This window comes from Streptomyces sp. NPDC058955 (genome assembly GCF_042741435.1).
Lineage (GTDB): Bacteria > Actinomycetota > Actinomycetes > Streptomycetales > Streptomycetaceae > Streptomyces.
On record NZ_JBHYKM010000076.1, the window covers coordinates 11,421 to 38,234 of the forward strand.

The 26,814-nt window shown below is 72.9% G+C and carries 21 protein-coding genes; 7 read left to right on the forward strand and 14 right to left on the reverse strand.

Features of this window, described 5'->3' with window-relative positions; genetic code table 11:
• Window positions 1–63 precede the first annotated feature (63 nt).
• Complete coding sequence (ppc, locus tag ACFW1I_RS25435; protein ID WP_384674025.1) at window positions 64–2,793, reverse strand: phosphoenolpyruvate carboxylase; 2,730 nt, start codon at window positions 2,791–2,793, stop codon at window positions 64–66.
• A 238-nt stretch (window positions 2,794–3,031) separates the two neighbouring features.
• On the opposite strand from ppc, the gene ACFW1I_RS25440 reads away from it, so the two are divergent.
• The 4 genes from ACFW1I_RS25440 to ACFW1I_RS25455 all read left to right on the forward strand — a co-directional run bounded on the left by ACFW1I_RS25440 (window position 3,032) and on the right by ACFW1I_RS25455 (window position 8,524).
• Window positions 3,032–4,015, forward strand: a complete 984-nt coding sequence (locus tag ACFW1I_RS25440; protein WP_384674028.1) for an acyl-CoA desaturase — start codon at window positions 3,032–3,034, stop codon at window positions 4,013–4,015.
• Window positions 4,012–4,692, forward strand: coding sequence for a TetR/AcrR family transcriptional regulator (locus ACFW1I_RS25445; RefSeq protein WP_384674031.1), 681 nt, complete (start codon window positions 4,012–4,014; stop codon window positions 4,690–4,692). The genes ACFW1I_RS25440 and ACFW1I_RS25445 overlap by 4 nt, the downstream gene beginning before the upstream one ends.
• 207 nt (window positions 4,693–4,899) lie before the next feature.
• The gene (locus ACFW1I_RS25450; protein ID WP_384674035.1) at window positions 4,900–6,597 is read left to right on the forward strand and encodes an FG-GAP repeat domain-containing protein; all 1,698 of its coding nucleotides are present in this window, start codon (window positions 4,900–4,902) and stop codon (window positions 6,595–6,597) included.
• 217 nt (window positions 6,598–6,814) lie between these two features.
• The gene (locus ACFW1I_RS25455; protein ID WP_384674037.1) at window positions 6,815–8,524 is read left to right on the forward strand and encodes an FG-GAP repeat domain-containing protein; all 1,710 of its coding nucleotides are present in this window, start codon (window positions 6,815–6,817) and stop codon (window positions 8,522–8,524) included.
• A 77-nt stretch (window positions 8,525–8,601) separates the two neighbouring features.
• Here ACFW1I_RS25455 and ACFW1I_RS25460 read toward each other — a convergent pair whose 3' ends face one another.
• On the reverse strand, window positions 8,602–9,438 hold the full coding sequence (locus tag ACFW1I_RS25460; protein ID WP_384674040.1) for a trans-aconitate 2-methyltransferase: 837 nt from the start codon (window positions 9,436–9,438) through the stop codon (window positions 8,602–8,604).
• A gap of 161 nt (window positions 9,439–9,599) precedes the next feature.
• On the opposite strand from ACFW1I_RS25460, the gene ACFW1I_RS25465 reads away from it, so the two are divergent.
• Window positions 9,600–10,097, forward strand: coding sequence for a MarR family transcriptional regulator (locus ACFW1I_RS25465; RefSeq protein ID WP_351103516.1), 498 nt, complete (start codon window positions 9,600–9,602; stop codon window positions 10,095–10,097).
• On the opposite strand, the gene ACFW1I_RS25470 is transcribed toward ACFW1I_RS25465, so the two are convergent.
• The 5 genes from ACFW1I_RS25470 to ACFW1I_RS25490 form a co-directional block, all read right to left on the reverse strand.
• Window positions 10,056–10,838, reverse strand: a complete 783-nt coding sequence (locus ACFW1I_RS25470) for a LuxR C-terminal-related transcriptional regulator (RefSeq protein WP_384674043.1) — start codon at window positions 10,836–10,838, stop codon at window positions 10,056–10,058. The genes ACFW1I_RS25465 and ACFW1I_RS25470 overlap by 42 nt on opposite strands.
• 77 nt (window positions 10,839–10,915) lie before the next feature.
• Complete coding sequence (gene galK / locus ACFW1I_RS25475) at window positions 10,916–12,220, reverse strand: galactokinase (RefSeq protein ID WP_384674045.1); 1,305 nt, start codon at window positions 12,218–12,220, stop codon at window positions 10,916–10,918.
• Entirely contained in the window at window positions 12,217–13,194 is a 978-nt protein-coding gene (gene galE, locus ACFW1I_RS25480) for a UDP-glucose 4-epimerase GalE (RefSeq protein ID WP_384674047.1), read from the reverse strand. The genes galK and galE overlap by 4 nt, the downstream gene beginning before the upstream one ends.
• A complete protein-coding gene (gene galT, locus ACFW1I_RS25485; RefSeq protein WP_384674050.1) occupies window positions 13,191–14,234 on the reverse strand; it encodes a galactose-1-phosphate uridylyltransferase in 1,044 nt (347 codons plus the stop codon). Before galT ends, galE begins: the two co-directional genes overlap by 4 nt.
• A 99-nt stretch (window positions 14,235–14,333) precedes the next feature.
• Entirely contained in the window at window positions 14,334–15,017 is a 684-nt protein-coding gene (locus ACFW1I_RS25490; protein WP_384674053.1) for a LuxR C-terminal-related transcriptional regulator, read from the reverse strand.
• Window positions 15,018–15,167: 150 nt separating this feature from the next.
• On the opposite strand from ACFW1I_RS25490, the gene ACFW1I_RS25495 reads away from it, so the two are divergent.
• The gene (locus ACFW1I_RS25495) at window positions 15,168–15,617 is read left to right on the forward strand and encodes a hypothetical protein (RefSeq protein ID WP_384674056.1); all 450 of its coding nucleotides are present in this window, start codon (window positions 15,168–15,170) and stop codon (window positions 15,615–15,617) included.
• Between the two features lie 67 nt (window positions 15,618–15,684).
• On the opposite strand, the gene ACFW1I_RS25500 is transcribed toward ACFW1I_RS25495, so the two are convergent.
• From ACFW1I_RS25500 to ACFW1I_RS25515, 4 genes are all read right to left on the reverse strand, one after another.
• Complete coding sequence (locus tag ACFW1I_RS25500) at window positions 15,685–17,547, reverse strand: PQQ-binding-like beta-propeller repeat protein (RefSeq protein WP_384674059.1); 1,863 nt, start codon at window positions 17,545–17,547, stop codon at window positions 15,685–15,687.
• Window positions 17,544–19,400 (reverse strand): PQQ-binding-like beta-propeller repeat protein, encoded by a 1,857-nt coding sequence (locus tag ACFW1I_RS25505; RefSeq protein WP_384674061.1) that lies wholly within the window; start codon window positions 19,398–19,400, stop codon window positions 17,544–17,546. Before ACFW1I_RS25505 ends, ACFW1I_RS25500 begins: the two co-directional genes overlap by 4 nt.
• Before the next feature lie 112 nt (window positions 19,401–19,512).
• The gene (locus ACFW1I_RS25510; protein WP_384674063.1) at window positions 19,513–21,318 is read right to left on the reverse strand and encodes an ABC-F family ATP-binding cassette domain-containing protein; all 1,806 of its coding nucleotides are present in this window, start codon (window positions 21,316–21,318) and stop codon (window positions 19,513–19,515) included.
• 75 nt (window positions 21,319–21,393) lie between these two features.
• On the reverse strand, window positions 21,394–22,677 hold the full coding sequence (locus ACFW1I_RS25515) for an acyltransferase (protein WP_384674066.1): 1,284 nt from the start codon (window positions 22,675–22,677) through the stop codon (window positions 21,394–21,396).
• 222 nt (window positions 22,678–22,899) lie between these two features.
• On the opposite strand from ACFW1I_RS25515, the gene ACFW1I_RS25520 reads away from it, so the two are divergent.
• Window positions 22,900–23,868 (forward strand): hypothetical protein, encoded by a 969-nt coding sequence (locus tag ACFW1I_RS25520; protein ID WP_384674069.1) that lies wholly within the window; start codon window positions 22,900–22,902, stop codon window positions 23,866–23,868.
• On the opposite strand, the gene ACFW1I_RS25525 is transcribed toward ACFW1I_RS25520, so the two are convergent.
• The 3 genes from ACFW1I_RS25525 to ACFW1I_RS25535 all read right to left on the reverse strand — a co-directional run.
• Window positions 23,865–24,761 (reverse strand): 4-(cytidine 5'-diphospho)-2-C-methyl-D-erythritol kinase, encoded by an 897-nt coding sequence (locus ACFW1I_RS25525; protein ID WP_384674072.1) that lies wholly within the window; start codon window positions 24,759–24,761, stop codon window positions 23,865–23,867. The genes ACFW1I_RS25520 and ACFW1I_RS25525 overlap by 4 nt on opposite strands.
• Window positions 24,758–25,642, reverse strand: coding sequence for a 16S rRNA (adenine(1518)-N(6)/adenine(1519)-N(6))-dimethyltransferase RsmA (gene rsmA, locus ACFW1I_RS25530; protein WP_384674075.1), 885 nt, complete (start codon window positions 25,640–25,642; stop codon window positions 24,758–24,760). The genes ACFW1I_RS25525 and rsmA overlap by 4 nt, the downstream gene beginning before the upstream one ends.
• 28 nt (window positions 25,643–25,670) lie before the next feature.
• Window positions 25,671–26,814 (reverse strand): ubiquitin-like domain-containing protein (locus ACFW1I_RS25535; RefSeq protein ID WP_384674077.1); only part of this gene is annotated, 1,144 nt, incomplete at its 5' end.

The following is a 26,814-nucleotide window of genomic DNA, read 5'->3' on the forward strand; positions in this document are numbered from 1 at the left end:
ACCCCGCTCATGAGAAGTGCCCCGACGGGATTCCCGTGGGGGCACTTCTCATGTCCGGTGGCGTCAGCCGGTGTTGCGGAGGCCCGCGGCCACGCCGTTGACGGTGAGGAGCAGGGCCCGGGCGAGCAGCGGGTCCGGCTCTTCGCCGGCCTCGGCGGCGGCCCGCTGGCGGGCGAGCAGCGCGACCTGGAGGTAGGAGATCGGGTCCAGGTAGGCGTCGCGGATGGCGAAGGTCTGCTGGAGGACGGGGTGGGAGTCGAGCAGCTTCTCGCCTCCGGTGACCTTGAGGACCTCCTCGACGGTGAGCGCGTGCTCCGCCTCGATGGCCTCGAAGACGTGCTTGAGCTCGTCGGGGACGAGGGTGTCGACGTAGTGGCGGGCGATCCGCAGGTCGGTCTTCGCCAGCGTCATCTCGACGTTGGAGAGGAAGTTGCGGAAGAAGTGCCACCGCTCGTGCATCTCGCCGAGGACCGCTTCGAGGCCGGCCTCGCGCAGGGCCTTGAGGCCGGAGCCGACGCCGTACCAGCCGGGGACGATCTGGCGGGACTGGGTCCAGCCGAACACCCACGGGATGGCGCGGAGTCCGTCGAGGGAGACGCCGGAGCCGGGGCGGCGGGCGGGCCGTGAGCCCAGGTGCAGGTCGGCGAGCTGGTCGACGGGGGTGGAGGCGAGGAAGTACGCCGGCAGGCCGGGGTCCTCGACGAGCTTGCGGTACGCGGTGTGGGCGGCCTCCGAGACGGTGTCCATGGCCGCGTCCCAGCGGGCCAGGGCCTCGTCGGACTGGCGGGGCGCGGTGTGCAGGGCGGACGCCTGGAGGGTGGCGGCGACCGTCAGCTCCAGGTTCTCCCGGGCGAGGGAGGGGATGAGGTACTTGTCGGAGATGACCTCGCCCTGCTCGGTCACCTTGATCTCGCCCTCCAGGGTGCCCCAGGGCTGGGCGAGGATGGCGTCGTGCGAGGGGCCGCCGCCGCGGCCGACGGTGCCGCCGCGGCCGTGGAAGAGCCTCAGCCGGACCCCGTACCGGTGGGCGACGTCCCTCAGCCTCCGCTGGGCGCGGTGGATCTCCCACTGGCTGGTGGTGATGCCGCCGAACTTGGAGGAGTCGGAGTAGCCGAGCATGACCTCCTGGACGTCGCCGCGCAGCGAGACGAGGCGCCGGTAGGAGGGGTCGGCGAGCATGTCGTTGAGGATGACGTCGGCGGCCTTGAGCTCGTCGGTGGTCTCCAGCAGCGGGACGATGCCGATCTTGGCCCAGCCGGCGTGGAGGTCGATGAGGCCGGCCTCGCGGGCGAGGACGGTGGCGGCGAAGACGTCGTCGGCGCCCTGGCACATCGAGATGATGTAGGACTCGATGACCTCGGGGCCGAAGCGCTCGAAGGCTTCCTTGATGGTGTGGAAGACGCCGAGGGTCTTCTGGCCGGGGGCGTCGAGCGGCGCCGGGGTGGGGGCGAGCGGCCGGCGGGAGCGGAGTTCCTTGGCGAGCAGCTTCTGCCGGTAGTCGCGCGGCATGTCGGAGTACCGCCAGGACTCCTCGCCGAGTCGGTCGAAGAGCTGGCCGAGGGCGTGGTGGTGGGCGTCGGCGTGCTCGCGGACGTCCATGGTGGCGAGCTGGAGGCCGAAGGCCGCGAGGGTGCGGATGGTGCGGTCCATGCGGCCGTCGGCGAAGAGGCCGCCGCGGTGCTCGCGCAGGGAGGTCTGGATGAGGGTGAGGTCGCGGATGAGTTCGGCGGTGCCGAGGTAGTCGCGGCCGTCCTGGTGGGGGGTGCCGGAGGCGAGGCGTGCGCGGGTGTTGAGGAGCTTCTGGCGGACGCAGGTGGCCTTGAGGCGGTACGGCTCCTCGGCGTTGAGCCGCTTGTAGCGGGGGCTGATCTCGGGGAGGAGGTCCAGGTCGCGCTGGAGGGAGTCCAGGAGTTCCTGGGTGGCTCCGGTGTAGCGGATGGAGTTGGAGAGCAGTCCGCGCAGGAAGTCGATGAGCTCCAGGGCGTCGGTGATGCCGTGCTCGTGCTGGAGGATCAGGACGTCCCAGGTGACCTGGGGGGTGACGTTGGGGTTGCCGTCGCGGTCGCCGCCGATCCAGGTGCCGAAGGTGAGCGGGCGGGTGCCGGCGGGGAGCTCGAAGCCGACGCGCTCCAGTTCGGCGGCGAGGTCCTCCAGGACGTCGCCGACGGCTCCCGCGTGCAGCTCGTCGAGGTAGTAGATGGCGTTGCGGGCCTCGTCGGCGGGCTCGGGGCGGACGACGCGGAGTTCGTCGGTCTGCCAGATGAGGTCGATGTTCTCGGCGAGCCGGAGGTCGTGGCGGCGCCGGTCGGCCTCGATGACCGGGCTCTCCAGGAGGGCGCCGATGCGGCGGAGCTTGTTGAGGACGGAGCGGCGGGCGGCCTCGGTGGGGTGCGCGGTGAAGACGGGGCGCACGTTGAGGTTCTTGACCGTCTCGCGGACGTGGGCGGGGTCGCCGTCCTTGAGCATGTCGGCGGTGCGGGCGATGAGCCCGCCCTCGGCGGCGCGCTTCTCGCGGAGCTCGCGGCCGCGGTGGACCTGCTCGGTGACGTTGGCGAGGTGGAAGTAGGTGGAGAAGGCGCGGACGAGCTTGGCGGCCGTCTCCAGTTCGACGCCGCGGAGCAGCTCGGCTGCGGCGTCGCCGTCCTCTCGGGTGAGGCGGCGTACCTTCTCGACGAGGTCGAGGAGCTCGTGGCCCTCCTGGCGCACGAGGGTCTCGCCGAGCAGGTCGCCCAGTCGGCGGATGTCGGCGCGCAGCTCGGCGTTGGTGGTGGGAGTCTGGTCGGCACTGCTCACAGGTGCGGCTCCTTGCAGTGTTCAAGCACGTCTGGAGGGTTCTGGAGGCTTGCGGACCGCGCTGTCCGACGGTCCCAGGATAGGTGTCCGATCCCTGGACGTCGGCGAGCCCCCCGCTTGTGCCCTCTTGCCGCGTGCCGCCGCGCTGCCATACTTACGTCGCCGTAGGTTACGCAGCCGTAGCCTCGGCCTGATCTTTACCGTACGCACCCTCACCCTCACCCCCCAGGGGACACGCATGACCATCAGCCCCGAGGTGACCTCGGCGTCCGAGGCGACCGATCCGGTCCCGGCCCTGCCCTCCGCCACGCTCGGCGGGGACAGCAAGCGTTCCATCGAGCAGATCACCCTGCTGCTGTTCATCACGGTGCCGTTCGCGGCGCTGGTGGCGGCGGTGCCGCTGGCGTGGGGCTGGGGGGTGAGCTGGCTGGATCTGGGGCTGATGACGGCGATGTACTACATCGGCTGCCACGGCATCACGATCGGCTTCCACCGGTACTTCACCCACGGTTCGTTCAAGGCGAAGCGGCCGCTGCGGATCGCGCTGGCGATCATGGGCTCGCTGGCGGTGGAGGGGCCGCTGGTGCGGTGGGTGGCGGACCACCGCAAGCACCACAAGTTCTCGGACGCGGAGGGCGACCCGCACTCGCCGTGGCGGTTCGGGGAGACGGTGCCGGCGCTGATGAAGGGCCTGTGGTGGGCGCACATCGGCTGGATGTTCGACGAGGAGCAGACGCCGCAGCACAAGTACGCGCCGGATCTGATCAAGGACCCGGCGATCCGGCGGATCTCGCGCCAGTTCGTGCTGTGGACGATCGTGTCGCTGGCGATCCCGCCGGTGGTGGGCGGTCTGGTGACGTGGTCGTGGTGGGGCGCGTTCACGGCGTTCTTCTGGGGCTCGCTGGTCCGGGTGGCCCTGCTGCACCACGTGACGTGGTCGATCAACTCGATCTGCCACGCGGTGGGCAAGCGTCCGTTCAAGTCGCGCGACCGTTCGGGGAACGTGTGGTGGCTGGCGGTGCTGTCGTGCGGCGAGTCGTGGCACAACCTGCACCACGCGGACCCGACGTCGGCCCGGCACGGGGTGCTGAGGGGGCAGGTCGACTCCAGCGCCCGGCTGATCCGCTGGTTCGAGCTGGCGGGCTGGGCGACGGACGTGCGGTGGCCGGCGCAGTCCCGTATCGACGCCCGGCGCCAGGCCTCGCCCGCCGACGCGGCATGATGGATGACGTGGCGATCGACGGCAGTTCCAGCAGCAGCAGCGAGCAGAAGCCCCGGCGTGGCCGCCGGGTGAGGATGACCGGCGCCGAGCGCCGGGAGCAGCTTCTGGACATCGGCCGGACGCTCTTCGCGGAGAAGGGCTTCGAGGGCACGTCGGTGGAGGAGATCGCGGCCAAGGCCGGGGTGTCGAAGCCGGTGGTGTACGAGCACTTCGGCGGCAAGGAGGGGCTGTACGCGGTCGTGGTCGACCGGGAGATGCGGCAGCTGCTCGACGGCGTGACGGGGGCGCTGACCGCCGGCCATCCGAGGGAGCTGCTCGAACAGGCGGCCTTCGCCCTTCTGGACTACATCGAGAACTACACGGACGGGTTCCGGATCCTGGTCCGGGACTCGCCGGTGGCGCAGTCGACGGGCACCTTCGCGTCGCTGATCAGCGACATCGCCACGCAGGTCGAGGACATCCTGGGGCTCGAGTTCAAGGCCCGCGGCTTCGACCCGAAGCTGGCGCCGCTGTACGCGCAGGCCCTGGTCGGGAGCGTGGCGCTGACCGGCCAGTGGTGGCTGGACGTGCGGAAGCCGAAGAAGGCCGAGGTGGCGGCGCACCTGGTGAACCTGGCGTGGCACGGCCTGGACGGTCTGGAGCAGAAGCCGCGGCTGATAGGGCACCGGAAGAACTGAGCGCCTGTTCGGGCCCGGCGGCTTTCCGCCGGGCCCGACCTGACGGATCACGAAAAGATTCGTTGCCGCCTCAACGATCAACGCTATGATCCCCCCACATCCGGGGGGGTGTTTCGCCCTCCGCACGTGGCCCGTGTGTGCCGTGCGGAGGTGGTGCGGAGCCCTGACCTGGATACCTGTTCTCACGTTCCCCAGGGGGGGATCATTTTGCGTACCGCTTTCTCCGGGCGCGCCCGGCGTGTCGCCGCGTGCACCGCGCTCGCCCTCTCCGCCGGCATGCTGCTGGCGACCCCCGCGTCGGCGGACTCGCCGGCGCCGCGTCCGTCGGCCGAGAAGCCGGCCGTCTCGTCCGAGGTGCCGAAGCGGGCGCTGCTGCCCGCGGCCGAGGGCCGGGCGGGCGCCGCCGCGGCCGGCGCGATCGACCCGCTGCTGTCGGACTTCGACGGTGACGGCTACGAGGACACGCTGCTGCGTTCGATCAACCGCAAGGTGTACGCGGCGACGACCACGTCCACCGGCTACGACGGCGAGTTCGCCCTGGGCTCCCGGGCGGAGGTCGCCAAGGACCTCGTCCCGATCGGCAACCAGGGCGGTTCGACCGGTCCCGAGGTGCTCGTCCTCTCCGAGAACGGCACGATGACGATGTACCAGGACGCGGGCTACTCCGGCTCGTACTCCGAGTCCGTCGTCGGCACGGGCTGGCAGATCTACAACAAGGTCGTCTCGCCGGGCGACGTGAACGGCGACGGCCGCGCGGACGTGCTCGCCCGTACGCACGCCGGCGAGCTGTACCTGTACCTGGGCACCGGGCACATGACCGGCCCGCTCTCCACCCGGAAGCGGATCGGCGGCGGCTGGGGCGGCTACGACCAGGTGGTCGGCGTGGGTGACAACACGGGGGACGGCGTCGCCGACGTGTACGCCCGTGACTTCACCGGCCGGCTGTGGTTCTACGCCGGCACCGGCGACCTGAGCCGCCCGTTCTCCACCCGCCGGTACATCGGCCAGGGCTGGGAGATCTACAACCAGCTGGTCCCCGCGGGCAACGGCCGGCTGGGCGCCCGGGACAACGCCGGCACCGTGTACACGTACACCACCCGGGGCGGCGGCATCCTCTCCCCGCGGGTGAAGTCCAGCGACACGGGCGGCTGGTCCGGCGTGGCGCAGTTCGCGAACGCCGGCAGCATCCCGACGACGGGCAAGGAGGGCATCATCGCCCGCTCGAACGGCGGGACGCTGTACTGGTACACGAACACGACGCGCGGCGTCCTGTTCCCGCGTCAGCAGTACGGCTCGGAGGGCGGCTGGGCCGGCGCCAACCTCACCCACCTCTCGTCGCTGAACCCGGACGCCGCGTCCGACTTCGCCGAGGTGTACCAGGGCGGCCTGTACGTCGACAACACGCTGATCGGCTGGGGCTGGGGCGCGTACAACGCCCTGGTCGGCCCGGGCGACCTGAGCGGCGACGGCAAGGGCGACCTGCTGGCGCGCGACAAGAACGGCGTCCTGTACCTGTACAAGGGCAACGGCCACGGCACCGCGTTCTCCTCCCGGATCCGGGTCGGCGACGGGTGGAGCGCGTACAACAAGCTGCTCGGCGCCGGCGACTACACCGGTGACGGCCGCACGGACCTGCTGGCCCGGTCCAAGGCCGGCGACCTGTACCTGTACGCGGGTACGGGCAAGGCGAGCGCGCCCTTCAAGGGCCGGGTGAAGATCGGCGGCGGCTGGGGCGGCTACAAGCACCTGGTGGCGGCCGGCGACCTGAACGCCGACGGCAAGGGGGACCTGCTGGCCGGCACGTCCGGCGGCGCCCTGTACCGCTACACGAACACCACGCCCGGCAAGTTCGCGCCGCGCGCCTACCTCGGTACCGGCTTCCAGGTCTACAACCTGATGGGCTGACGCCTTCGGGCCCCGGGGGGGTGCCCCGTGCCGGTTTTCCGGTGCGGGGCACCCCGTTTTTTATCCGTTCGCCTGGGTGTCGGTGGGGCGCGTTACACTCACGCTCATATCCGGGTGGATGTTCGCCCCGCGCACGCGCGTACGCGTGCGAAGGCGTCGCGAACCTGCCGGGATACCTCTTTCTCTTCGTTCCCCAGGGGGGGATCTCTTGCGCTCCATGTTCTCCGGGCGTGGCCGCCGCGTCGCCGCGTGCACCGCTCTCGCCCTCTCCGCCGGCATGCTCCTGGCGACCCCGGCCTCGGCCGACGACTCCGACTCGGCCGCGCGCCTCTTCGCCGAGAAGCGGCCGGCCGCCACCGACGGCCCCAAGAAGAGCCTCTCGCTGCCGCAGGCGGGGTCGACCCGCGCCGGCGCCCTGGCCGCCGAGGCCGTCTCGCCGCTCCTGTCCGACCTGGACGGCGACGGCGTCGAGGACATCATCTACCGCGACGAGTACGGCCTGCTGAACTCGGTCGTCGGCGACGTCACGTGGCCGTTCGGCGACTGGAGCGCCACGGCGGCCACGCTGGACATCGTCCCGATCGGCAACCAGGGCGGCAGCACCCTGCCCGAGGTGCTCACCGTCTCCACGGACGGCGTCCTCACGCTCCACAAGGACAACAGCGAGACCGGCAGCGTCGACGCGGAGGGCAACCCGCGTCCCGGCGTCCGCGTGGGCGGCGGCTGGCAGATCTACAACAAGATCGCCTCTCCCGGTGACGTGAACGGCGACGGCCGGGCCGACGTGATCGCCCGCACCCCGGCCGGTCAGCTGTACGTCTACATCGCCACCGGCGACCTGACCAAGCCGCTCGGCACCCGCATCCTCGTCGGCTCGGGCTGGGGCGCGTACGACCAGCTCGTGGGCCTCGGCGACGCCAACGGCGACGGCAAGGGCGACCTGTACGCCCGCGACACCACCGGCACGCTCTGGTTCTACCTGGGCACCGGCGACAAGACCAAGCCGTTCGCCACCCGCAAGTCCATCGGCGGCGGCTGGAACGTCTACACCCAGCTCGTGGCCGGCGGCGACGGCAGCCTGCTGGGCCGTGACCTCGGCGGCACGCTCTACTACTACGCGCCCAACGGCAACGGCACCCTCGCCGGCCGCATCAAGGCGAGCGAGACGGCCGCCTGGTCGGACGCCGCCCAGATCGCCAACTCGGGCACCATCCCGTACCTGGGCCGCGACGGCGTCCACGCGCTGACCTCGGGCGGTTCCTGGTACTGGTACCAGAACACCACCACGGGCAAGCTGGCCCCGCGCCTCGCCATCGACGAGGAGAACTCGTTCCCGGGCGAGAACATCTTCGGCGTGTCGTCGATGAACAACGACGGCTCGTCCGACCTCGGTCACATCACCTCCGGCTACTTCTTCATCGACGGTGAGGAGATCGGCGCCGGCTGGAACATCTACAACTCCGTCGTCGGCCCCGGCGACCTGACCGGCGACGGCAAGGGCGACATCATCGCCCGGGACAAGAGCGGCGTCCTGTACCTGTACAAGGGCAACGGCCTGGGCACCTCCCTCGCCACCCGCGTGAAGGTCGGCACCGGCTGGCAGATCTACAACAAGATCATCGGTGCCGGTGACTACACCGGTGACGGCCGCACGGACATCGTGGCCCGCACCACCGGCGGCGACCTGTACGTCTACCCGGGCACCGGCAGCGCCACCGCCCCCTTCGGCACCCGCAAGCTGGTCGGCTCCGGCTGGGGCGGCTTCAAGCAGCTCGCCTCCCCCGGCGACCTGAACGCGGACGGCAAGGGCGACCTCATCGCCGTGAACGGCGCGGGCGAGCTGGTCCGCTACCTGAACACGGCGCCGTCGAAGTTCGTCTCGGCCAAGATCGGCACGGGCTTCCAGATCTACAACCGCATCGGCTGACGCCACCCGGCACGCCACGGCCGCCCCGCACCGGACACCCCGGGGGGGGGGGCGGCCGCTTTTTCCGGGCCGGACGGTCAGCCGGGTTTGCGGGCCACCGCGAAGACGCGGCGGAAGGGGAAGACCGTGCCGTGGGGGCCCTGGGGGTAGGCGTCGCGGAGGAGGGCGCGGTACTGGGAGAGGAACGCCTCGACCGCTTCGTGGTCGTCGCCGAGGGTGGTGAGGACCGGGCGGAGGGCCGTGCCCTTGACCCAGTCCAGGACGGCGTCCTCGCCCTGGAGGAGCTGGCAGTAGACGGTCTCCCAGACGTCGGTCTCGCAGCCGAGGGCGGTGAGGCGGGCGAGGTAGTCGGCCGGTTCGAGGATGTGGACGAAGCGGCGGCCCTGGTCGTGGAGGCGTGCGCGCCACTCGGGGAGGGCGCAGAGCTCGCCGAGCAGGGCGTGGCTGGGGGAGGTGAAGTTGGCGGGGACCTGGAAGGCGAGGGTGCCGCCGGGGCGGAGGCCGTCGATCCAGGACGCGAAGGACTCGGGGTGGTTGGGGACCCATTGGAGGGCCGCGTTGGAGACGATCAGGTCGTAGGGCTCGGTGGGGGTCCAGTGGGCGGCGTCGGCGGGGCGGAAGTCGAGCCAGCCGCCGCCGGAGGTGGTGCCGGCCCAGTCCTTCTCGGCCTGTTCGAGCATCTCGGGCGAGAGGTCGAAACCGGTGATGTGGGCGTCGGACCAGCGGTCGGCGAGGAGGGCCGTGACGTTGCCGGGACCGCAGCCGAGGTCGGCGATGCGGGCGGGGCGGCCGTGGCCGGGGAGCGGGGGTATTCGGTGGAGGAGGTCGAGGAAGGGGCGGGTGCGGTGGGTGGCGTGGCGGAGGTACTGCCGTGGGTCCCACACCGGTGCGACGGCGGAGTCGACGGAATGCATGTTCGAAGTCCCCTTGCAGGCGAGAGTCGGCCAAACGGAACCGGTTCCGGCCGGGTCTCTTCCCCATAGTTGCGGGAACTATATCTCGATGTCGAGATTCATGGCATCAAGAAACTCGAATACAAGAGACTTTATGTCAACAGACCCACTACACTGATCACATGGAGGACGAGGTCGACCGTCTGGTCGCTGCATGGCGCCGAGAGCGCCCGGACCTCGACGTGGAACCGTTGGAGGTCCTCAGCCGCGTCTCCCGGCTGGCCCGGCACCTCGACCGCGCCCGCCGCCTCGCCTTCTCGGAGCACCAGCTGGAGCCCTGGGAGTTCGACGTCCTCACCTCGCTGCGCCGCGCCGGAGCCCCGTACCAGCTCTCCCCCGGCCAGCTCCTCACCCAGACCCTGGTCACCTCCGGCACCATGACCAACCGCATCGACCGGCTCACCAAGAAGGGCCTGGTCGAGCGGCTGCCCGACCCCAGCGACCGGCGCGGGGTGCTGGTCCGGCTCACCCCCGAGGGGCGCGACCGGGCCGACGAGGCGCTGGCCGGGCTGCTCGCCCAGGAGCGGGCCATCCTCGCCCAGCTCACCCGCCCCCAGCGCGCCGAACTGGCCGCCCTGCTACGCCGGCTGACCGCCCCGTTCGACAACGTTCCCGGCTAGCTCCGGCAGCGGCGCCGGGCCGACGCCCGCCCGCCGGGCCAGGGCCACCGCCGCCAGCGTCGAGTGGACGCCCAGCTTCCCCAGCACGTTCTGCATGTGCGTACGGACCGTGTGCGGGGAGAGGAAGAGCCGCTCCGCCACCGCCTTCCGGCCGAGCCCCGCCACCATGCAGCGCAGCACCTCCCGCTCGCGCGGGGTCAGCGACTCCACCAGCCGCTCGCTCTCCGTCCGGTGCTTCCGGGCCGCCGTCAGCTCCCGCAGCACCCCCGTGAGCAGCGCCGGCGGCAGATGCGTCTCGTCCCGCAGCACCCCCCGGACCACGGCGAGCAGCCGCTGGAGCGAGCAGTCCTTCGCCACCCAGCCGGAGGCTCCCGCCTGGAGCGCGAGCGCGGCCCTGCGGGGGTCGTCCCGCTCGGCGAGCACCACCGCGCGGACCCCGGGCTGGGCCTTCCGCACCCCGGCGACCAGCGCGATCCCGTCCACCGCGGGCTCGCCCTCCGGGGCCGGCGGCGGGGACGGCACGGCCGCGGGCGCCGCGCCCAGGTCGGCGTCGACGAGCAGCACGTCGAAGCGGCGGCCCTCCGCGACCCCCCGGTCCAGACAGCGCAGGGCGGCGGGACCGCTGCCCGCCGCGGCGACGTCGACGTCCGGCTCGGCCGCGAGCGCGGCGGCCAGCGACTCGGCGAAGACGCGGTGGTCGTCCACCACCAGGACCCGGATTCGTGCCACGGACACCCCCAAGTGTCGAGGAGAGACCGGCGCGGTACGACGCCGGGGGCGGGTCCGTCGGGTGCACGGCCGCCGCCGTGCCCTGACTGCTACCCCGCTCCCGGCGCCGTACCCGACGGGTCTCGCTCCCCTGAACGGCACCGGCCCCCACCGGTGCTGCCCCACAGAGTAGGGGCGGGGCGGCACCGTGGGGGCCGATTGGCGGAAGTGTCCGAAGTCGGCCGTCCGTGTGACCGGACGGTGGCTCCGAGACGGGGGGCGCCCGCCGAGGGGACGGCCGGGAAGATCCCCGGCTCCGCGTACCCGGCGGCGGCGAACGCCTTCCGGACCGCCGTGCCGATCTCCTCCGCCCGGTCCGCCTCGACCAGGACCACCGCCGAGCCGCCGAAGCCGCCGCCGGTCATCCGGGCGCCCAGCGCCCCGGCCGCGTTCGCCGCCTCGACCACCAGGTCCAGCTCCGGGCAGGAGACCCGCAGGTCGTCCCGGAGCGAGGCGTGGCCCTCGGTGAGGACCGGGCCGACCGCGCGGGTCGCGCCGGCGTCGAGCAGGGCGATCACCCGGACCACCCGGTCGTTGTCCGAGACCACGTGCCGGACGTACCGCCGCATCGTCCCGTCGCCCAGCCGGTCGAGCGCGGCGGGCAGATGCGCGGCGTCCACCTCGCGCAGGGCGCTCACCCCGAGCGCCCGCGCGCCCGCTTCACAACCGGCGCGCCGCTCGGCGTACGCGCCGTCCCCGAGCGCGTGCTTCACGCGGGTGTCGACGACGAGCAGTGCGAGCCCGTCGGCGGCGAGGTCGAAGGGCACCTGGCGGTACGACAGGTCCCGGGTGTCGAGGTGCAGGGCGTGGCCCTCCTCGGCGCAGGCGGAGGCCATCTGGTCCATGACGCCGCAGGGCACGCCGACGAAGGCGTTCTCGGCGCGCTGGGCGATCCGGGCCAGCTCGGGGCGGCCGAGACCGAGGCCGAAGAGGTCGTTCAGGGCGAGGGCGGTGACGACCTCCAGGGCGGCCGAGGAGGAGAGTCCGGCGCCGGTCGGCACGGTCGACGCGAGGTGGACGTCGGCGCCGGTCACCGGGTGCCCGGCCGCCCGCAGCGCCCAGACGACGCCGGCCGGGTAGGCGGCCCAGCCGCTGCCGGAGAGCGGTTCGAGGGTGTCGACGTCGAGCTGGACGATGCCGCCGGCCCCGAAGTCGGCGGAGCCGGAGTGCAGCCGCAGGACGCCGTCGTCGCGGCGGGAGACGGCGGCGACGGTGGTGTGCGGCAGGGCGAGCGGCAGCACGAAGCCGTCGTTGAAGTCGGTGTACTCCCCGATGAGGTTGACCCGCCCGGGGGCGGCCCAGACGCCGTCGGGCGCGGCGCCGTACAGCGCCTCGAAGTCGGCGGCGACGCTCATGCGTTCTCCTCCTGGCGGCGGCGGGCGAAGGCCCAGGCGTCGGCGACGACGTCGGCGAGGTCCGGGCGGGACGGGATCCAGCCGAGCCGCTCGCGGGCGGCCTCGGCGGAGGCGACCAGGACGGCGGGGTCGCCGGGGCGGCGCGGGGCGGTGAGCTCCGGGATCGGGTGGCCGGTGACCTTGCGGACGGTCTCGATCACCTCGCGGACGGAGAAGCCGTTGCCGTTGCCGAGGTTGCAGATCAGGTGGTCGCCGGCGGTCATCGCGTCCAGGGCCAGCAGGTGGGCCTCGGCGAGGTCGGCGACGTGGATGTAGTCGCGGACGCAGGTGCCGTCGGGGGTCGGGTAGTCGTCGCCGTAGACGGAGATCGCCTCGCGGCGGCCGAGGGCGACCTGGAGGACGAGCGGGATCAGGTGGGACTCGGGGTCGTGGCGCTCGCCGAGCGGACCGTACGCCCCGGCGACGTTGAAGTAGCGCAGCGAGACGGCGGCGAGGCCGTGCGCGGCGCATTCGCCGGTGATCATGTGGTCGACGGCCAGCTTGCTCGCCCCGTACGGGTTGGTGGGGGCGGTCGGCGCGGTCTCGGTGATCGGCACGGTCTCCGGCTCGCCGTAGGTGGCGGCGGTGGAGGAGAAGACCAGTCGGCGGACGCCGGCGGCGCGCATCGCGGCGAGCAGCGCCATGGTGCCGCCGACGTTGTTCTCCCAGTACTTCTCCGGCGCGGTGACGGACTCGCCGACCTGCGAGAAGGCGGCGAAGTGCAGGACGCCGTCGTAGGAGCCGTCGAGCCACCGGGCGGCGTCCTGGACCCGGCCCTCGACGAACTCGGCGCCGGCCGGGACGCCTTCGCGGAAGCCGGTGGAGAGGTCGTCGAGGACGGTGACGCGGTGGCCCCGCTCCAGGAGGTGGGCGGCGACCACGCTGCCCACATAGCCCGCCCCGCCCGTGACCAGGTACTTCTTGGAAGTCGTCATGCGCTTGCCACCTCTCGGATGCGCCGGGCCGCGTCCTCCGGCCGGATGTCGTTCATGAACGCGCCCATGCCGGACTCGGTGCCCGCGAGGAACTTCAGCCTGCCGGAGGCGCGCCGGACGGTGAACAGCTCCAGGTGCAGTCCGAAGTCCTCCCGCCGCTCGTCCGTGAACGGCGCCTGGTGCCAGGCGGCGATGTAGGGCGTGGGCGGCTCCGCCGGGCCGAAGATCCGGTCGAAGCGCCTCAAGAGTTCCAGATAGACCTGTGCGAAGTCCGCCCGGGCGGCCTCGTCGAGGGCGAGCAGGTCGGGGACGCGCCGGGTGGGGTGGAGGTGGACCTCGTACGGCCACTTGGCGGCGTACGGGACGAAGGCGATCCAGTGCTCGCTCTCCAGGACCACCCGTTCGGCGGCGGCGCGCTCGCGGGCGACGAGGTCGTCGAAGAGGTTCCGGCCGGTCTCCCGGCGGTGCTCGTCGACGCGGCGGCGGGTCAGGGCGGTGCGGGGGGTGACGTACGGGAAGGCGTAGATCTGGCCGTGCGCGTGGGGCAGGGTGACGCCGATCTCCCGGCCCCGGTTCTCGAAGCAGTAGACCTGTTCGACGCCGGGGAGGGCGGAGAGCTCGGCGGTGCGGTCCGTCCAGGCGTCGAGGACGAGGCGGGCCCGCTCCTCGGTGAGGTCGGCGAAGGAGGCGGTGTGGTCGTCGGTGAAGCAGACGACCTCGCAGCGGCCGAGGCCGCCGGAGAGGGAGGGGAAGCGGTTCTCGAAGACCGCGACCTCGTAGCCCTCCTCGGGGATCTCGCTCTCGTGCCCGTCCCGGGCCGGGCAGAGCGGGCAGGCGTCGGCCGGCGGGAGGTAGGTGCGGCTCTGCCGGTGGGAGGCGACGGCGACGTGGTCGCCGGTCAGCTCGTCGTACCGGATCTCCGAGCGGGAGGTGACGGGGGCGAGCGGGCGGGGGTCGACGGCGGTGCGGACGGCGTCGTCGCGGCTGTCGTAGTAGATCAGCTCGCGCCCGTCGGCGAGCGTGGTGACGGTCTTCTTCACGGGGTGCCCTCCGGGCGCGATCAAACAGAACCACGCACAAAGAATCACAACCGAACATCGGAGTCAATGGCGATGCCCCGCACCGGCGGGAACCCGACGTCAGTGCGGGCGGCGCTGCCCCGGCACCGCGCGGTCCAGGAGGCCCGTGCGGGCCGCCAGTGCCGCCGCCTCCAGGCGCGAGCCCACGTCGAGCTTCATCAGCACCCGCTGGACGTGCGTCCGCGCGGTGCTCGGCGCGATCCCCATCCCCGCCGCGATCAGCCGGGTGTCCTCGCCCTCCGCGACCCGCACCAGGACCTCCACCTCCCGGTGGGTCAGCAGCCGCAGCAGCCGCTGCGCCTCGTCGTCCGGCTGCGCCGCAGGGTTCAGCAGCTCCGCGAAGGCCCCCGCGAGCAGCTGCGGCGCCACCGCCGCCTCCCCCGCCCGCGCCTTCAGCAGCGCCCGCTCGACGCCCTCGATCCGCTCGTCGTGCCGGACGTACCCCGAGGCCCCGGCCGCGAAGGCCGCCGCGATCCCGCGCGGCGACGGCACCGGCCCCAGCACCACCACGGCCACCTGCGGGCGCTCCCGCTTGATCCGCGCGACCGGGTCGAAGGCCCCGGGCGCGGCCGGCGCGGCCGTGCCGAAGAGGCAGACCTCCGGCGCCCGGCCGACCACGACCTCCGCCGCCCCCGCCGCCGGCGCGGCCGCCGCGAGCACCCGGTGCCCGCGCAGCTTCAGTGCCGAGGCGAGCGCCTCCGCGTGCAGGCGGTGGTCGTCCACGACCACGAGCCGAACGCCCATCCCGTCATCCCCCATCCCCCGGGCGTGCCGTCCCCCGGCACCTCTGACCCGGCAAGCTACACGCTCCCCCGCCCCACGGCCCGTCAACCTCCGTGCCCCGAAAGGGGGATGTCTGGCATGATCACCTCACTCGCGCCGAAAGGAACACCCATGCGCATGCGACGTCGCACCGTCGCCCTGGCCGCCGCCGCGGCCGCCCTCGCGATCCCCGCCACGGCCGGCAGCGCCCAGGCCGCCGCGCCCAACAGCGAGGTGTACCTGACCACCGGCTACGCCAAGGTCGTCGCCGGCTGGACGTGGCGCGCCGACCGCCTCGACCCGGTCATGATGTCCGTCCAGGACACCAACCCGGACGGCTACGCCGTCGCCTTCCGCCTGGTCACCCTGTCCGACGACCAGGGGTACCGCTACTGGGGCTACCGCTACCTGACCAGCGGCAGCGGCACCGGCGTCAACGTCACCACGTACGCCATCACCGGCTACAGCCCGAAGGCCGCCTGGGTCGAGGTCTGCAAGTACAAGAGCGGCGCCTTCTCCGACTGCCGGAAGACGGAGACCACGTACAACCCGATCGACGACTCCAGCGCCTCCGAGTTCTGAGCGCGCCCGGACGCGACGAAGGGCCTCCCCGGTACTCCGGGGAGGCCCTTCGCGTCGGCCGTGGACGTCAGCCCCTGGTGCTGAACGAGACCGCGAGGTACTTCTTGTCGAGCGTCGAGCCGGACTCCCTCGGCTTGTTGGCGTAGGTGCCCGAGATGAAGAACCGGCCGTCGCCGTAGAGGAGTTCGGCGCCGGTGATCGAGAAGCTGGTCTCGATGTCCCGGTTCCCCTTGTCCGAGGGGTTCTCCAGGAGCAGCGTCGACTTCATCGTGCCCGCGTGGACGGAGACGAGCTGCCCGCCCTTGTCGTGCGGGGGCATCTTGTACGCGATGAGGTCGCCGCCGTCCATGCGCAGCGGCATCAGCACGTAGCCGTCGCCGGCGTCGGCCTTCTCCGGCGCCATCTTGCCGTCGGCGAGGCTGAAGGCCACGATCTCGTTGGTCTCGTCGCCGTACTCGCCGGTGGAGCCGTCGTGCTCCTCGGTCGGCAGGTAGAGCCGGTCGTCGCCGACGAGGACCTGCGAGCACTCCTCGACCGAGGTGGAGCCGCACTCGGCCGCGTAGCGGTCCGCGTTGGCCGTGATCTTGGTCCGCAGCTTGCCGGTCTTCTCGTCGATGGAGAAGAAGTCCGAGATGCTGCTGCCGTCGTCGGCGGCGTCGCCGACGTTGGCCGCGACCACCAGCGGCTTGGACGAGACGACCGAGGCGTACTCCACGCCCTGGGGCATCTTGAACTCCGAGAGCGGCTTGCCCGACTTCGGGTCCAGGTTCTGGACGGTGACGGTCTGGGCGCCGTACCTGCCGCACTTGCGGACCGCGACGAGGCCGGCGCCGCCGCCGTACCCCATGTCGTAGCAGTTCTGGTCGTTGGACTGCGGCTTCCAGAGCACCTTGCCGGTGGCCGCGTCGAAGGCCGCGCCGCCGTCGGTGCCGCCGGCCGCGACGGTGCCGGCGCCCAGCGTGACCTCGCTGAAGCGGGCCTTCTCGTCGCCGCCGCCGCTGACGGAGGCGGACCAGAGCAGCTTGCCGGTGTTCAGGTCGACCATGCCGACCTGGTTGCAGCTCTGGTAGTAGCGGGGCGCGACGCGCTTCTTCTCCTCGAAGAGCACCGGCACCTTGTTGTCCTCGGTCTTGTGCCGGGACGCGCCGCAGACCTGGCCGGCCAGCGGGAGCGTCCAGGCGACCGTGCCCTTGTCGATGTCGTAGCCGACGATCGAGTTGATGCCGGTCTTCACGAAGGTCTTGTCGGTGATCCAGGAGCCGTCGACGGGCGTGGTGTCGGGCACCTTCGGCACGTCGATGCGGAAGGCGAGGCGGGCGCCGGTCTTCTCGCCCGGCTTCTCCTTGCCGTTGCCGCCGAGGCCGTTGCCGCCGCCACCGCCGGAACCGCCGCCGTCGCCACCGCCCCCGTTCGGGGACTGGGTGGTGCCGCCCGTGGTCTTGGCGTCCGGGGGCGTGTCCGAGCCGGAGTTGGCGTACCAGATGCCGCCGCCGACGATCAGCGCGACCGCCACGACCGCCGCGATGACGATCTGCGCCTGCGCCGACAGCTTCTTCCCGCCGCCCGGCGCGGGCGCCGGGACGTGCTGCTGCGGCGCGGTCGGGTAGCCGTACGGCTGCTGGGGCTGGTTCGGATAGCCGTACGGCGGCGGCACCGGCTGCTGGTACGGCTGCGGGGGCTGCTGCTGCTCGGGGTAGCCGTACCCGGGCTGGCCCTGCGGCGCCTGCTGCGGGTAGCCGTAACCGGGCTGGCCCTGCGGCGGGGGCGGGGGCGTCGGCGCGCCGAAGCCGCCCTGGCCCTGGGCCGGGTCCTGCGGGGCGCCGAAACCGCCCGGCGGCGGCGGGTAGCCGCCGGGGGGCTGGTTCGGCGGCGGGAAGCCGCCCGGGGGCTGGTTCGGGGGCTGGTTCGGCGGCGGGGGCGGCTGGGTCACTTGCTGAAGCCCATCATCGTCTTGGTCTCCTTCTCCTCGGCGTCGTTGGTCGCCGAGACGCGACCCGCCGCCACCACGAACGTGCCGTTGCCGTAGGCGTAGCCCGCGCTGAAGAAGCCGCTCTCGATCTGCGCGACCGAGACGGGGTGCTTGAGGAGGATCTTCGGCGCGCCGCCGGCCGGGGCGATCGTCGCGACCGCGCCGCCCTTGTCGTACTTGGGCGCCACGTAGACCAGCACCTCGCCGCCCTCCATGCGCAGCGGCGTCATCTGCTGCTCCTCGGGGGCCTTCGACCGCCACTTGGGCTTGCCGGTGTCGAGGTCGAAGGCGACGACCTCGTTGGAGGTGCCGTAGGAGGTGTCGGTCGCCATGTAGAAGGTGTCGCCGGCGGCGGCGACGCCGGTGCAGCCCTGGAGGTTGCGGCCGAAGATGACCAGGCCGCCGCCGCAGCGCGGGGCGTACTTGTCCTTGCCGCCCTGGATCTCGGAGCGCACCTTGCCGTCCGGCTTGAGCGCGACGATCGACCACTTCTTCTGCTCGCGCTGGAAGGCGGAGACGACGAGCGGGTTCACCGAGTAGACCTTGTCGACCTCCCAGGTGGCGGCCAGCCGGTAGGTCCACTTGGCCTTGCCCGTGGTGGGGTCGACCTCGCTGATGGTGTGCTGTTCCTTGCTCACGTCGGCGGTGCGGCACTGGCTGGCGGCGACCAGCTTGGTGGCGTCGCCGGCGTAGGCGTACGGCTTGCAGTCGCCGGTGGGGCCGGTGAAGACCTGCTTGCCGTCGGTGAGGGAGAAGCCGTAGGCGCTGCTGCTGCCGGCCGCGGTCACCGTGTTGCCGCCGATGGCGAGGGTGTTGTCGGAGAAGGCGAAGAGGCCGGTCGGCTTCGGGACGGCCTTCTTCCAGCCCGCCTTGCCGGTCTTGAGGTCGATCTGCTGGAGCATCGTGCACTTGGCGCCGTCCTTGGCGCTCTCCTCGTACCCGAAGACCATCAGGCCGTTGGCGCCGGGCTGGGCCGGGGCGGCGCACAGCTTGAACGGCACGTCGACCGACCACTTCTTGCTGCCGTCGGCGAGGCTGTAGCCGGCGACGCCCTTGTACATGGCCTTGACGACGGTGTCGCCGACGATCCAGGGGCCGAAGACCTCGGAGCCGTTGCGGGGCAGGTCGACGTCGTTGGTGGTGAGGAAGTTGACCTTCGCCTCGCCCGGCTGGCGGGCGGCGTTGAGGTCGTCCTCGCCGGCGCCCTTGTCGCCGTCGCCGGAGCCGTCGCCCTGGTCGACCGACTCGGTCGGCTTCGGCGCCTCGGTGCCACCGGTGCTCGCACTGGCGGTCGGCTGGGCGACCTTCGGGTCCTCGTCGTCGCCCTTGCCGACGACGGCCCAGGTGGTGACCGCGGCGACGGCGACGACGGCCGCCGCGACGACGGCGACGAGCGCGGTGCGGTTCTTGAACGGACCGCCGCCGGAACCGCCGGCCGGGGCGGGCGGGGCCGGGTACATCGGCTGGGTCTGGCCCGGGTAGCCCCCGTAGGGGTTGCCCTGCTGCCCGTACGGACCGGGCTGCTGGCCGTACGCGCCCGGCTGCTGCTGCGGCTGGCCGTACGGGCCGGCGGGCTGCGTCGGCTGCTGCGGGTACCCGTACGGACCGGGCTGCGGCGCCTGCTGGGGGTATCCGTACCCCGGCTGGCCCTGCGGCGGCTGGGCGGGCGGCTGGGCCGGGGCCTGCGGCGGCGTCGGCGGCATCTGCGGCGGCTGGGCCGGCATCTGCGGCGGGACGGGCGGCATGCCGCCCTGGTTCGGATCCTGGGGAGCTCCGAAGCCCCCCGGCGGCTGGTTGCTGGGCGGCTGGGTCATCAGCGCTTCCCCCTTGCTGTGAGCGGGTTTTCTTTCTACCACTCACGGGGTGGCGCAAAAGCGACCGGTCCATCCCTTGTGCCCAAGGGAGGACCGGTCCGTGATGCCCTCGTTATGCGTTCTCGGCGAGTTCGAGCCAGCGCATCTCCAACTCTTCACGTTCTCCCGCAAGTTCCCGCAACTCCGCGTCGAGCTTCGCCACCTTCGCGAAATCCGTCGCGTTCTCGGCGATCTGCGCGTGCAGCTTCGACTCCTTCTCGGAGATCTTGTCGATCTGCCGCTCGACCTTCTGCAGCTCCTTCTTCGCGGCGCGCGCGTCGGCCGCGGAGAGGCCCGTCGCGGGCTGGGCCGCGGGGGCGGCCGGGGCCGGGGCGGCGGCCTCGATCATCCGCTGCCGCCGCTCCAGGTACTCGTCGATGCCGCGCGGCAGCATCCGCAGCGTCCGGTCGCCGAGCAGGGCGAAGGTGCGGTCGGTGGTGCGCTCCAGGAAGAAGCGGTCGTGGGAGATGACGACCATGGAGCCGGGCCAGCCGTCGAGGAGGTCCTCCAGCTGGGTCAGGGTCTCGATGTCGAGGTCGTTGGTGGGCTCGTCGAGGAAGAGGACGTTGGGCTCGTCCATGAGGAGGCGCAGCAGCTGGAGGCGGCGGCGCTCACCGCCGGAGAGGTCGCCGACCGGCGTCCACTGCTTCTCCTTGCCGAAGCCGAACTGCTCGCAGAGCTGCCCGGCGGACATCTCCCGGCCCTTGCCGAGGTCGACCCGGTCGCGGATCTGCTGCACGGCCTCCAGGACGCGCAGCTGGGCGGGGAGTTCGGTGACGTCCTGCGAGAGGTAGGCGAGCCGCACGGTCTTGCCGACGACGATCCGGCCGGCCGGCGGCTGCTTCTCGCCCTGGGAGACGGCCGCATCCGCCAGTGCCCGCAGGAGTGAGGTCTTGCCCGCGCCGTTGACGCCGACGAGTCCGACGCGGTCACCGGGGCCGAGCTGCCAGGTCAGGTGCTGCAGGAGCGTCTTGGGACCGGCGGTGACGGTCACGTCCTCCAGGTCGAAGACGGTCTTGCCGAGCCGCGCGTTGGCGAACTTCATCAGCTCGGTGCTGTCGCGGGGCTCCGGCACGTCCGCGATGAGCGCGTTGGCGGCCTCGATACGGAAGCGGGGCTTGGAGGTGCGGGCCGGGGCGCCGCGGCGCAGCCACGCCAGCTCCTTGCGGACCAGGTTCTGCCGCTTGACCTCCTCGGTGGCGGCGATCCGCTCCCGCTCGGCCCGGGCGAAGACGTAGTCGGAGTAGCCGCCCTCGTACTCGTACACGTCACCGCGCTGCACGTCCCACATGCGGGTGCAGACCTGGTCGAGGAACCAGCGGTCGTGGGTGACGCAGACGAGCGCCGAGCGGCGGTTCTGGAGGTGGCCGGCGAGCCAGGCGATGCCCTCGACGTCGAGGTGGTTGGTGGGCTCGTCGAGGACCAGCAGGTCCTGCTCCTCGATGAGGAGCTTGGCGAGCGCGATGCGGCGGCGCTCGCCGCCGGAGAGCGGGCCGATGATCGTGTCGAGGCCGTTCTCGAAGCCGGGCAGGTCGAGGCCGCCGAACAGGCCGGTGAGCACGTCGCGGATCTTGGCGCTGCCGGCCCACTCGTGGTCGGCCATGACGCCGATGACCTCGTGCCGGATGGTGGCCTTCGGGTCGAGCGAGTCGTGCTGGGTGAGCACCCCGAGCCGCAGCCCGCCGCTGTGCGTGACCCGGCCGGTGTCGGCCTCCTCCAGACGGGCCAGCATCCGGATGAGGGTGGTCTTGCCGTCGCCGTTGCGCCCGACGACGCCGATCCGGTCCCCCTCGGACACGCCGAGCGAGACCCCGTCGAGCAGGGCACGGGTGCCGTACACCTTGCTGACGTTCTCGACATTGACCAGGTTGACGGCCACGTTGACTCCAGTGCGGGGTGATCGATCGACGTACCAGGGTACGTCCCCGAGCCCGCCGGCGGCCCGCCGCCGAGGTCAGGGCCGGGGCCGGCCCGGCCGGTCCACCAGGAACCAGCCCGCCAGGGCCATCGCGACCGCCGCCGGGGCCGTCACCCGGACCGCCACCAGGGTCGCCGTGTGGCCCTCCAGGAGGCCGCCGAAGCCGGTCATCGACAGACCGAGGACCCCCAGCAGGGCGAGCGCGATGCCGACGGCGGCCAGCGGGCCGGAGCCGCCGGTGCGGGGCACGGGCGCCGGGGCCTCGAAGCGGCGGAAGACCGCCACCAGGAGGGCCGTCAGGAGGACCGCCGCGACCAGCCGGAGCGGCAGCTGGGCCCACCAGGCGCCGGTCGCCGGGGCCGGGAGCCGTACGCCGAGCGCGAGCATCCCGCCGTACACGCCCAGCATCGCCGTCAGGTGCCACAGGAACGCGGTCATCGCGATGCCGTTCGCCGTGACCACCGCCCGCCAGACCCGCGCCCGCGCCGCGAACCGCGCCCCCGGGCCGCGCAGCAGCTCCACCGCGCCGATCAGCCACAGGCCGTGGCAGAGCAGGGCCAGCGTGGGCGGCGCCATGTTCGACACCTTCTCGCCGGGCATTCCCACCATGGACAGCGGATACGGGCCGAGGGCCACGAGCAGGGCCGCGCCCGCGAGCCCCGCACCGGCGAGCAGCGCCGGGCGCCGGATCATGCCGTCGGCCCGCAGGAAGCCCAGCTGGTGCACGGCGAGCCAGACGAAGGCGAAGTTCAGGAACTCGACGTACGGGACGCCGGCGGCGAACCGCAGCACGTCGACGAGGACGGCGGCCCCGGCGAGCCCCGCGAAGGCGCCCCAACCGTACCGCTCGTGCGCCCGCAGCAGCGGCGGCGTGAACGCGACCATCGCCAGGTAGATCCCGATGAACCACAGCGGCTGCGTCACCAGCCGCAGCGCCACCCCGGTCAGTCCCCCGTCGGCGCCCGCCCACTGGAGGAGCAGCGCCGCCGCGCCCCACACGGCGACGAAGACCATCGTCGGCCGCAGCAGGCGGCGCAGCCGGGCCCGCAGGAAGTCGGCGTAGCCGGGGCGGGAGCGGTGGGCCAGGGCGTGCGCGAAGCCGCCCACGAAGAAGAAGACCGGCATCACCTGGAGCGCCCAGGTGACCACCTGGAGCCCGGGCACGACGGCGAGCAGGTTCCCCACCCCGTCGGCGGTGACCGCCGCCATCAGCCAGTGGCCGAGGACGACGACGCCGAGCGAGACGACCCGCAGCAGGTCCACATACCGGTCGCGCGCCGCCGGGGTGGCGGCGGCGAGCTCACGCGCGCTGATTCCCATGGCGGTACGGTCCCGCGCCGGCCCCGCGGTGCGTCAGGGCGCGGATACTCAACCGGCGCCTGAGTACGGGGCGTCGGCGCCCGCGCCCGCCGCCCGCGCGCGCCCGCCGACCGGCTCACGCCGTCGGCCACGCGGGCGACCTCCCGGCCGGTCTGCCGGGAGGCGTGCCCCGCGAACCGTCATGTTCTCCTCAGATCACCCACCGCCTCCGAGGAGAGATCCATGTCGAGACACCCACGCCTGGCGGCCGTCGCCGGCGCCGCCGTCGCCCTCACCGTGCTCGCCGCCGGCCCCGCGTCGGCCGGCGACCCGACCGTCACCGATCCCCGGATCGTCGCCCACTTCCTCTTCGGCCAGGGCGAGAACGCGGAGAACATCGCCCTCGAACCCGACGGCTCCGCCGACATCACCTTCGCCTTCGCCCACAAGGTCGTCCGCGTCACCAAGGAGGGCGTCAGGACGCCCGTCGCGAGCCTGCCCGACGTGCCGGGCGCGCAGACCCCCGTCGGCGGGGCCGTCGCCCTCGGCATCGCCCGCGCCCACGACGGCACCCTGTACGTCACCTACGCCACCGGCAGGAAGGAGACCGGCATCTGGCGCATCCCGCCCGGTGGCGGCACGCCGGAACAGATCGGGTTCTTCCCGGCCGACGCCTTCCCCAACGGCCTGGCCCTCGACGAGAAGTGCGGCACCCTCTACACCGCCGACACGCGGCTCGGCAGGGTGTGGAGCCTCCCGGTGACCGGCGGCGAGCCCACGGCCTGGGCCACCGGGGCCGCGCTCGAACCCACCGCCGAGATCCCCTTCGGCGCCAACGGCCTCAAGGTCCACGACGGCGCCGTCTGGGTGTCCAACACCGCCAAGGGGACCCTGCTGCGGATCCCGGTCCGGGAGGACCTGACCGCCGGGCCGGTCGAGACCCGGGCGACCGGTCTCGACTTCATCGACGACTTCGCCTTCACCGGGCACGGCGACACCGTCCTGGCCGCGCTGATCATGGCCGACAAACTGGAGCTGGTCCGGCCCGACGGCTCCCACAAGACCGTGCTCACCGGGGCGGACGGGCTCGACGACCCGACCTCCGTGGCGGTGCGCCACAAGACCGTCTACGTGAACAGCGCGGCCTTCTTCAACACGCTGGACCCCGACCCGAACCTGCTCCTGGCCACGCTCTCCAAGAACAAGCTCTAGACGACCGTCGCGCCCGGCGCCGGCGAGGTCGCCGTGTGGGTGGCGCGGCAGGTGCCGGAGGCGCGCAGGGCCCGCGCCACCTGGTCCGCCGCGTCGGCGTCCTTCACCAGGAAGGCCGTCGTCGGCCCCGAGCCGGAGACCAGGGCCGCCAGGGCGCCGGCCTCGGTGCCGGCCGCGAGGGTGGCGGCGAGGGAGGGGCGCAGGGAGAGCGCCGCTGGCTGGAGGTCGTTCGACAGGGCGGCCGCCAGGGCCGCGGTGTCGCCGGAGGACAGGGCGTCCAGGAGCTCCGGGGCGGCCGCGGGCTCCGGGATCTCGACGCCTTCCGCGAGGCGGTCGAACTCGCCGTACACCGCCGGGGTCGACAGCCCGCCGTCGGCGACCGCGAAGACCCAGTGGAAGGGCCCGGCGACCGGCAGTTCCGTCAGCCGCTCGCCGCGGCCGACGCCGAGCGCCGCGCCGCCGACCAGGCTGAAGGGGACGTCCGAGCCCAGCTCGGCGCAGATCTCCAGGAGGACCTCGCGCGGGGTGTCCAGGCCCCACAGCGCGTCGCAGGCGAGCAGCGCGCCGGCGCCGTCGGCGCTGCCGCCGGCCATGCCGCCGGCGACCGGGATCGCCTTGGCGATGTGGAGGTGGACGTCCGGGGCGAGGCCGTGCCGGGCGGCGAGGAGTTCCGCGGCGCGGGCGGCCAGGTTGGTGCGGTCGAGGGGGACCTTGTCCGCGTCGGGGCCGGCGCAGGTGACCGTCAGCCCCTCGGCGGGGGTGGCGGTCACCTCGTCGTACAGCGAGACGGCGAGGAAGACGTTGGCGAGGTCGTGGAAGCCGTCGGGGCGGGCCGCGCCCACCGCGAGCTGGACGTTGACCTTGGCCGGTACGCGTACGGTCACCGCGTTCACGCCGTCGCCTCCGGCTTGTTCTCCGCGATCCGCGCGAACTCCTCCACGGTCAGCGACTCGCCGCGCGCCTGCGGCGAGATCCCGGCCTTCACCAGCGCCTCCTCGGCCGCGGCCGGGGAGCCGGCCCAGCCGGCGAGGGCGGCCCGCAGGGTCTTGCGGCGCTGTGCGAAGGCCGCGTCGACGACCGCGAAGACCTCCGCCTTGGTGGCGGTGGTGGCGATCGGCTCGGTGCGGCGGACCAGGGAGACGAGGCCCGAGTCGACGTTGGGCGCGGGCCAGAAGACGTTGCGGCCGATGGCGCCGGCGCGCTTCACCTCGGCGTACCAGTTCGCCTTGACGGAGGGGACGCCGTACACCTTGTTGCCCGGTCCGGCGGCGAGCCGGTCGGCGACCTCGGCCTGGACCATGACGAGGGTCCGCTCGATGGTCGGGAAGCGGTCGAGCATGTGCAGCAGGACGGGCACGGCCACGTTGTACGGGAGGTTGGCGACGAGCGCGGTGGGCGCCGGGCCCGGCAGCTCCTGGACCAGCATGGCGTCGGAGTGGACCAGCGCGAAGCGGTCCTTCCGCTCCGGCATCCGGGCGGCGATCGTCGCCGGCAGCGCGGCGGCCAGGAGGTCGTCGATCTCGACGGCGGTCACCCGGTCGGCGGCCTCCAGGAGCGCCAGGGTGAGGGAGCCGAGTCCGGGCCCCACCTCGACGACCACGTCGTCCGGGCGCACGCCCGCGGTGCGGACGATGCGCCGGACGGTGTTGGCGTCGATGACGAAGTTCTGGCCCTTCTGCTTCGTGGGGCGCACGCCGAGGGCGGCGGCCAGCTCACGGATGTCGGCGGGGCCGAGGAGGGCGTCGGGGCCGTCGGGGCCGGTGGTGGTGCTCACCGGTACAGCGTACGGGTCACCATGCCCTTCACTGGTACAGCCGTCGCCCGCAGTGCGGCCAGGGTCCCGCGCCGCGCTGGACGTAGAGCTTCTTCGCCCGGAAGGTCTGCTCGGCGGCGGGGGCGTTCTGGGCGACGCCGGTGCCGCCGAGGGAGCGCCAGGTGCCGGGGTCGAACTGGTAGAGGCCGCCGTACGTCCCCGAGGGGTCGACGGCGTTCGGGCGGCCGCCGGACTCGCAGGCGGCGAGGGCGCCCCAGTTCAGTCCGTCGGCGCCGGCGACGGAGGTGGGGAGCCGGCGGGTGCCGACGCGGACCTTGCGGGAGACGGGCTCGCGGACGATCTCCTCGCCGGTGCGGCGGGGCCGCTGCTTCACGCCGTTGACGGACCGGAGGTGGTACGTGACCCGGCGCAGGCCCGGGACGCCCTGCCGCTCGACGACCTCGGTGCCGGCGAAGAGCTCCGGGTCGCGGATCCGCTCGACGGCGTACGGCACGGCCTCCTCGCGGGTCTGGGTGGAGCCGGTGATCCGCAGCACGGTGATGGTCTGCCCGTCGCGCGGGAACGCCTCCCGGGGCACGGAGGTGGTGTCCTCGCCGCCGAGGGTGATGCCGGCCTCGTCGAGGGCCTCGGCGACGGTGGCCGCGTTGGTGCGGACGGTCCGCTCGCGCCCGTCGGCGAGGAAGGTGACCGCGCGTTCGGTGCGGACGTCGAGGGCGAGGCCGGTGCGGGAGATCGCGGCGGAGCGGGAGACCGACAGGTGGGCGCCCTCGGCGCGGACGCCGAGCTGGCGCAGGGCGCCCTCGACGGTGTCGGCGGTGGTCCACACCTGGCGGCGGTAGCCGTCGAGGGTGAGGGCGACCGGCCGGCCGTACCGGAGGACGATCTCGTCGCCGCTGGCCAGCGCCTCGCCGGGGGCGGGGGCGACGAGGTCGTGGGCGCCGACGGTCAGGCCCTCGTCGGCGAGGAGTTCGTCGACGTCGTCGGCGAAGGTGTGCAGGGTGCGGGGGACGCCGTCGACGGACAGCCGGACGGCCTTGTCGTCGGCGACGAAGGCGGTGGTGCCGCCGGCCAGGAAGGCGACGACGAGGGCCTGCGGGACGAGCCGCCGCAGCCCGTCCCCGGCGGGCCGGGCGCGGTCTCTTATAAACAAATGTCTCTGCCGACCCAAGTGC

Excerpts from the sequence above, each read along its gene's own strand:
- ACFW1I_RS25520 (WP_384674069.1), top strand. The coding sequence starts at position 22,900 with ATGTCGAGACACCCACGCCTGGCGGCCGTCGCCGGCGCCGCCGTCGCC.
- ACFW1I_RS25440 (WP_384674028.1), top strand. The coding sequence starts at position 3,032 with ATGACCATCAGCCCCGAGGTGACCTCGGCGTCCGAGGCGACCGATCCG.
- galE (WP_384674047.1), bottom strand. The coding sequence starts at position 13,194 with ATGACGACTTCCAAGAAGTACCTGGTCACGGGCGGGGCGGGCTATGTG.
- ACFW1I_RS25505 (WP_384674061.1), bottom strand. The coding sequence starts at position 19,400 with ATGACCCAGCCGCCCAGCAACCAGCCGCCGGGGGGCTTCGGAGCTCCC.
- ACFW1I_RS25490 (WP_384674053.1), bottom strand. The coding sequence starts at position 15,017 with ATGGGCGTTCGGCTCGTGGTCGTGGACGACCACCGCCTGCACGCGGAG.
- ACFW1I_RS25495 (WP_384674056.1), top strand. The coding sequence starts at position 15,168 with ATGCGCATGCGACGTCGCACCGTCGCCCTGGCCGCCGCCGCGGCCGCC.
- ACFW1I_RS25455 (WP_384674037.1), top strand. The coding sequence starts at position 6,815 with ATGTTCTCCGGGCGTGGCCGCCGCGTCGCCGCGTGCACCGCTCTCGCC.
- ACFW1I_RS25465 (WP_351103516.1), top strand. The coding sequence starts at position 9,600 with ATGGAGGACGAGGTCGACCGTCTGGTCGCTGCATGGCGCCGAGAGCGC.
- ACFW1I_RS25460 (WP_384674040.1), bottom strand. The coding sequence starts at position 9,438 with ATGCATTCCGTCGACTCCGCCGTCGCACCGGTGTGGGACCCACGGCAG.
- galK (WP_384674045.1), bottom strand. The coding sequence starts at position 12,220 with ATGAGCGTCGCCGCCGACTTCGAGGCGCTGTACGGCGCCGCGCCCGAC.
- ACFW1I_RS25445 (WP_384674031.1), top strand. The coding sequence starts at position 4,012 with ATGATGGATGACGTGGCGATCGACGGCAGTTCCAGCAGCAGCAGCGAG.
- ACFW1I_RS25515 (WP_384674066.1), bottom strand. The coding sequence starts at position 22,677 with ATGGGAATCAGCGCGCGTGAGCTCGCCGCCGCCACCCCGGCGGCGCGC.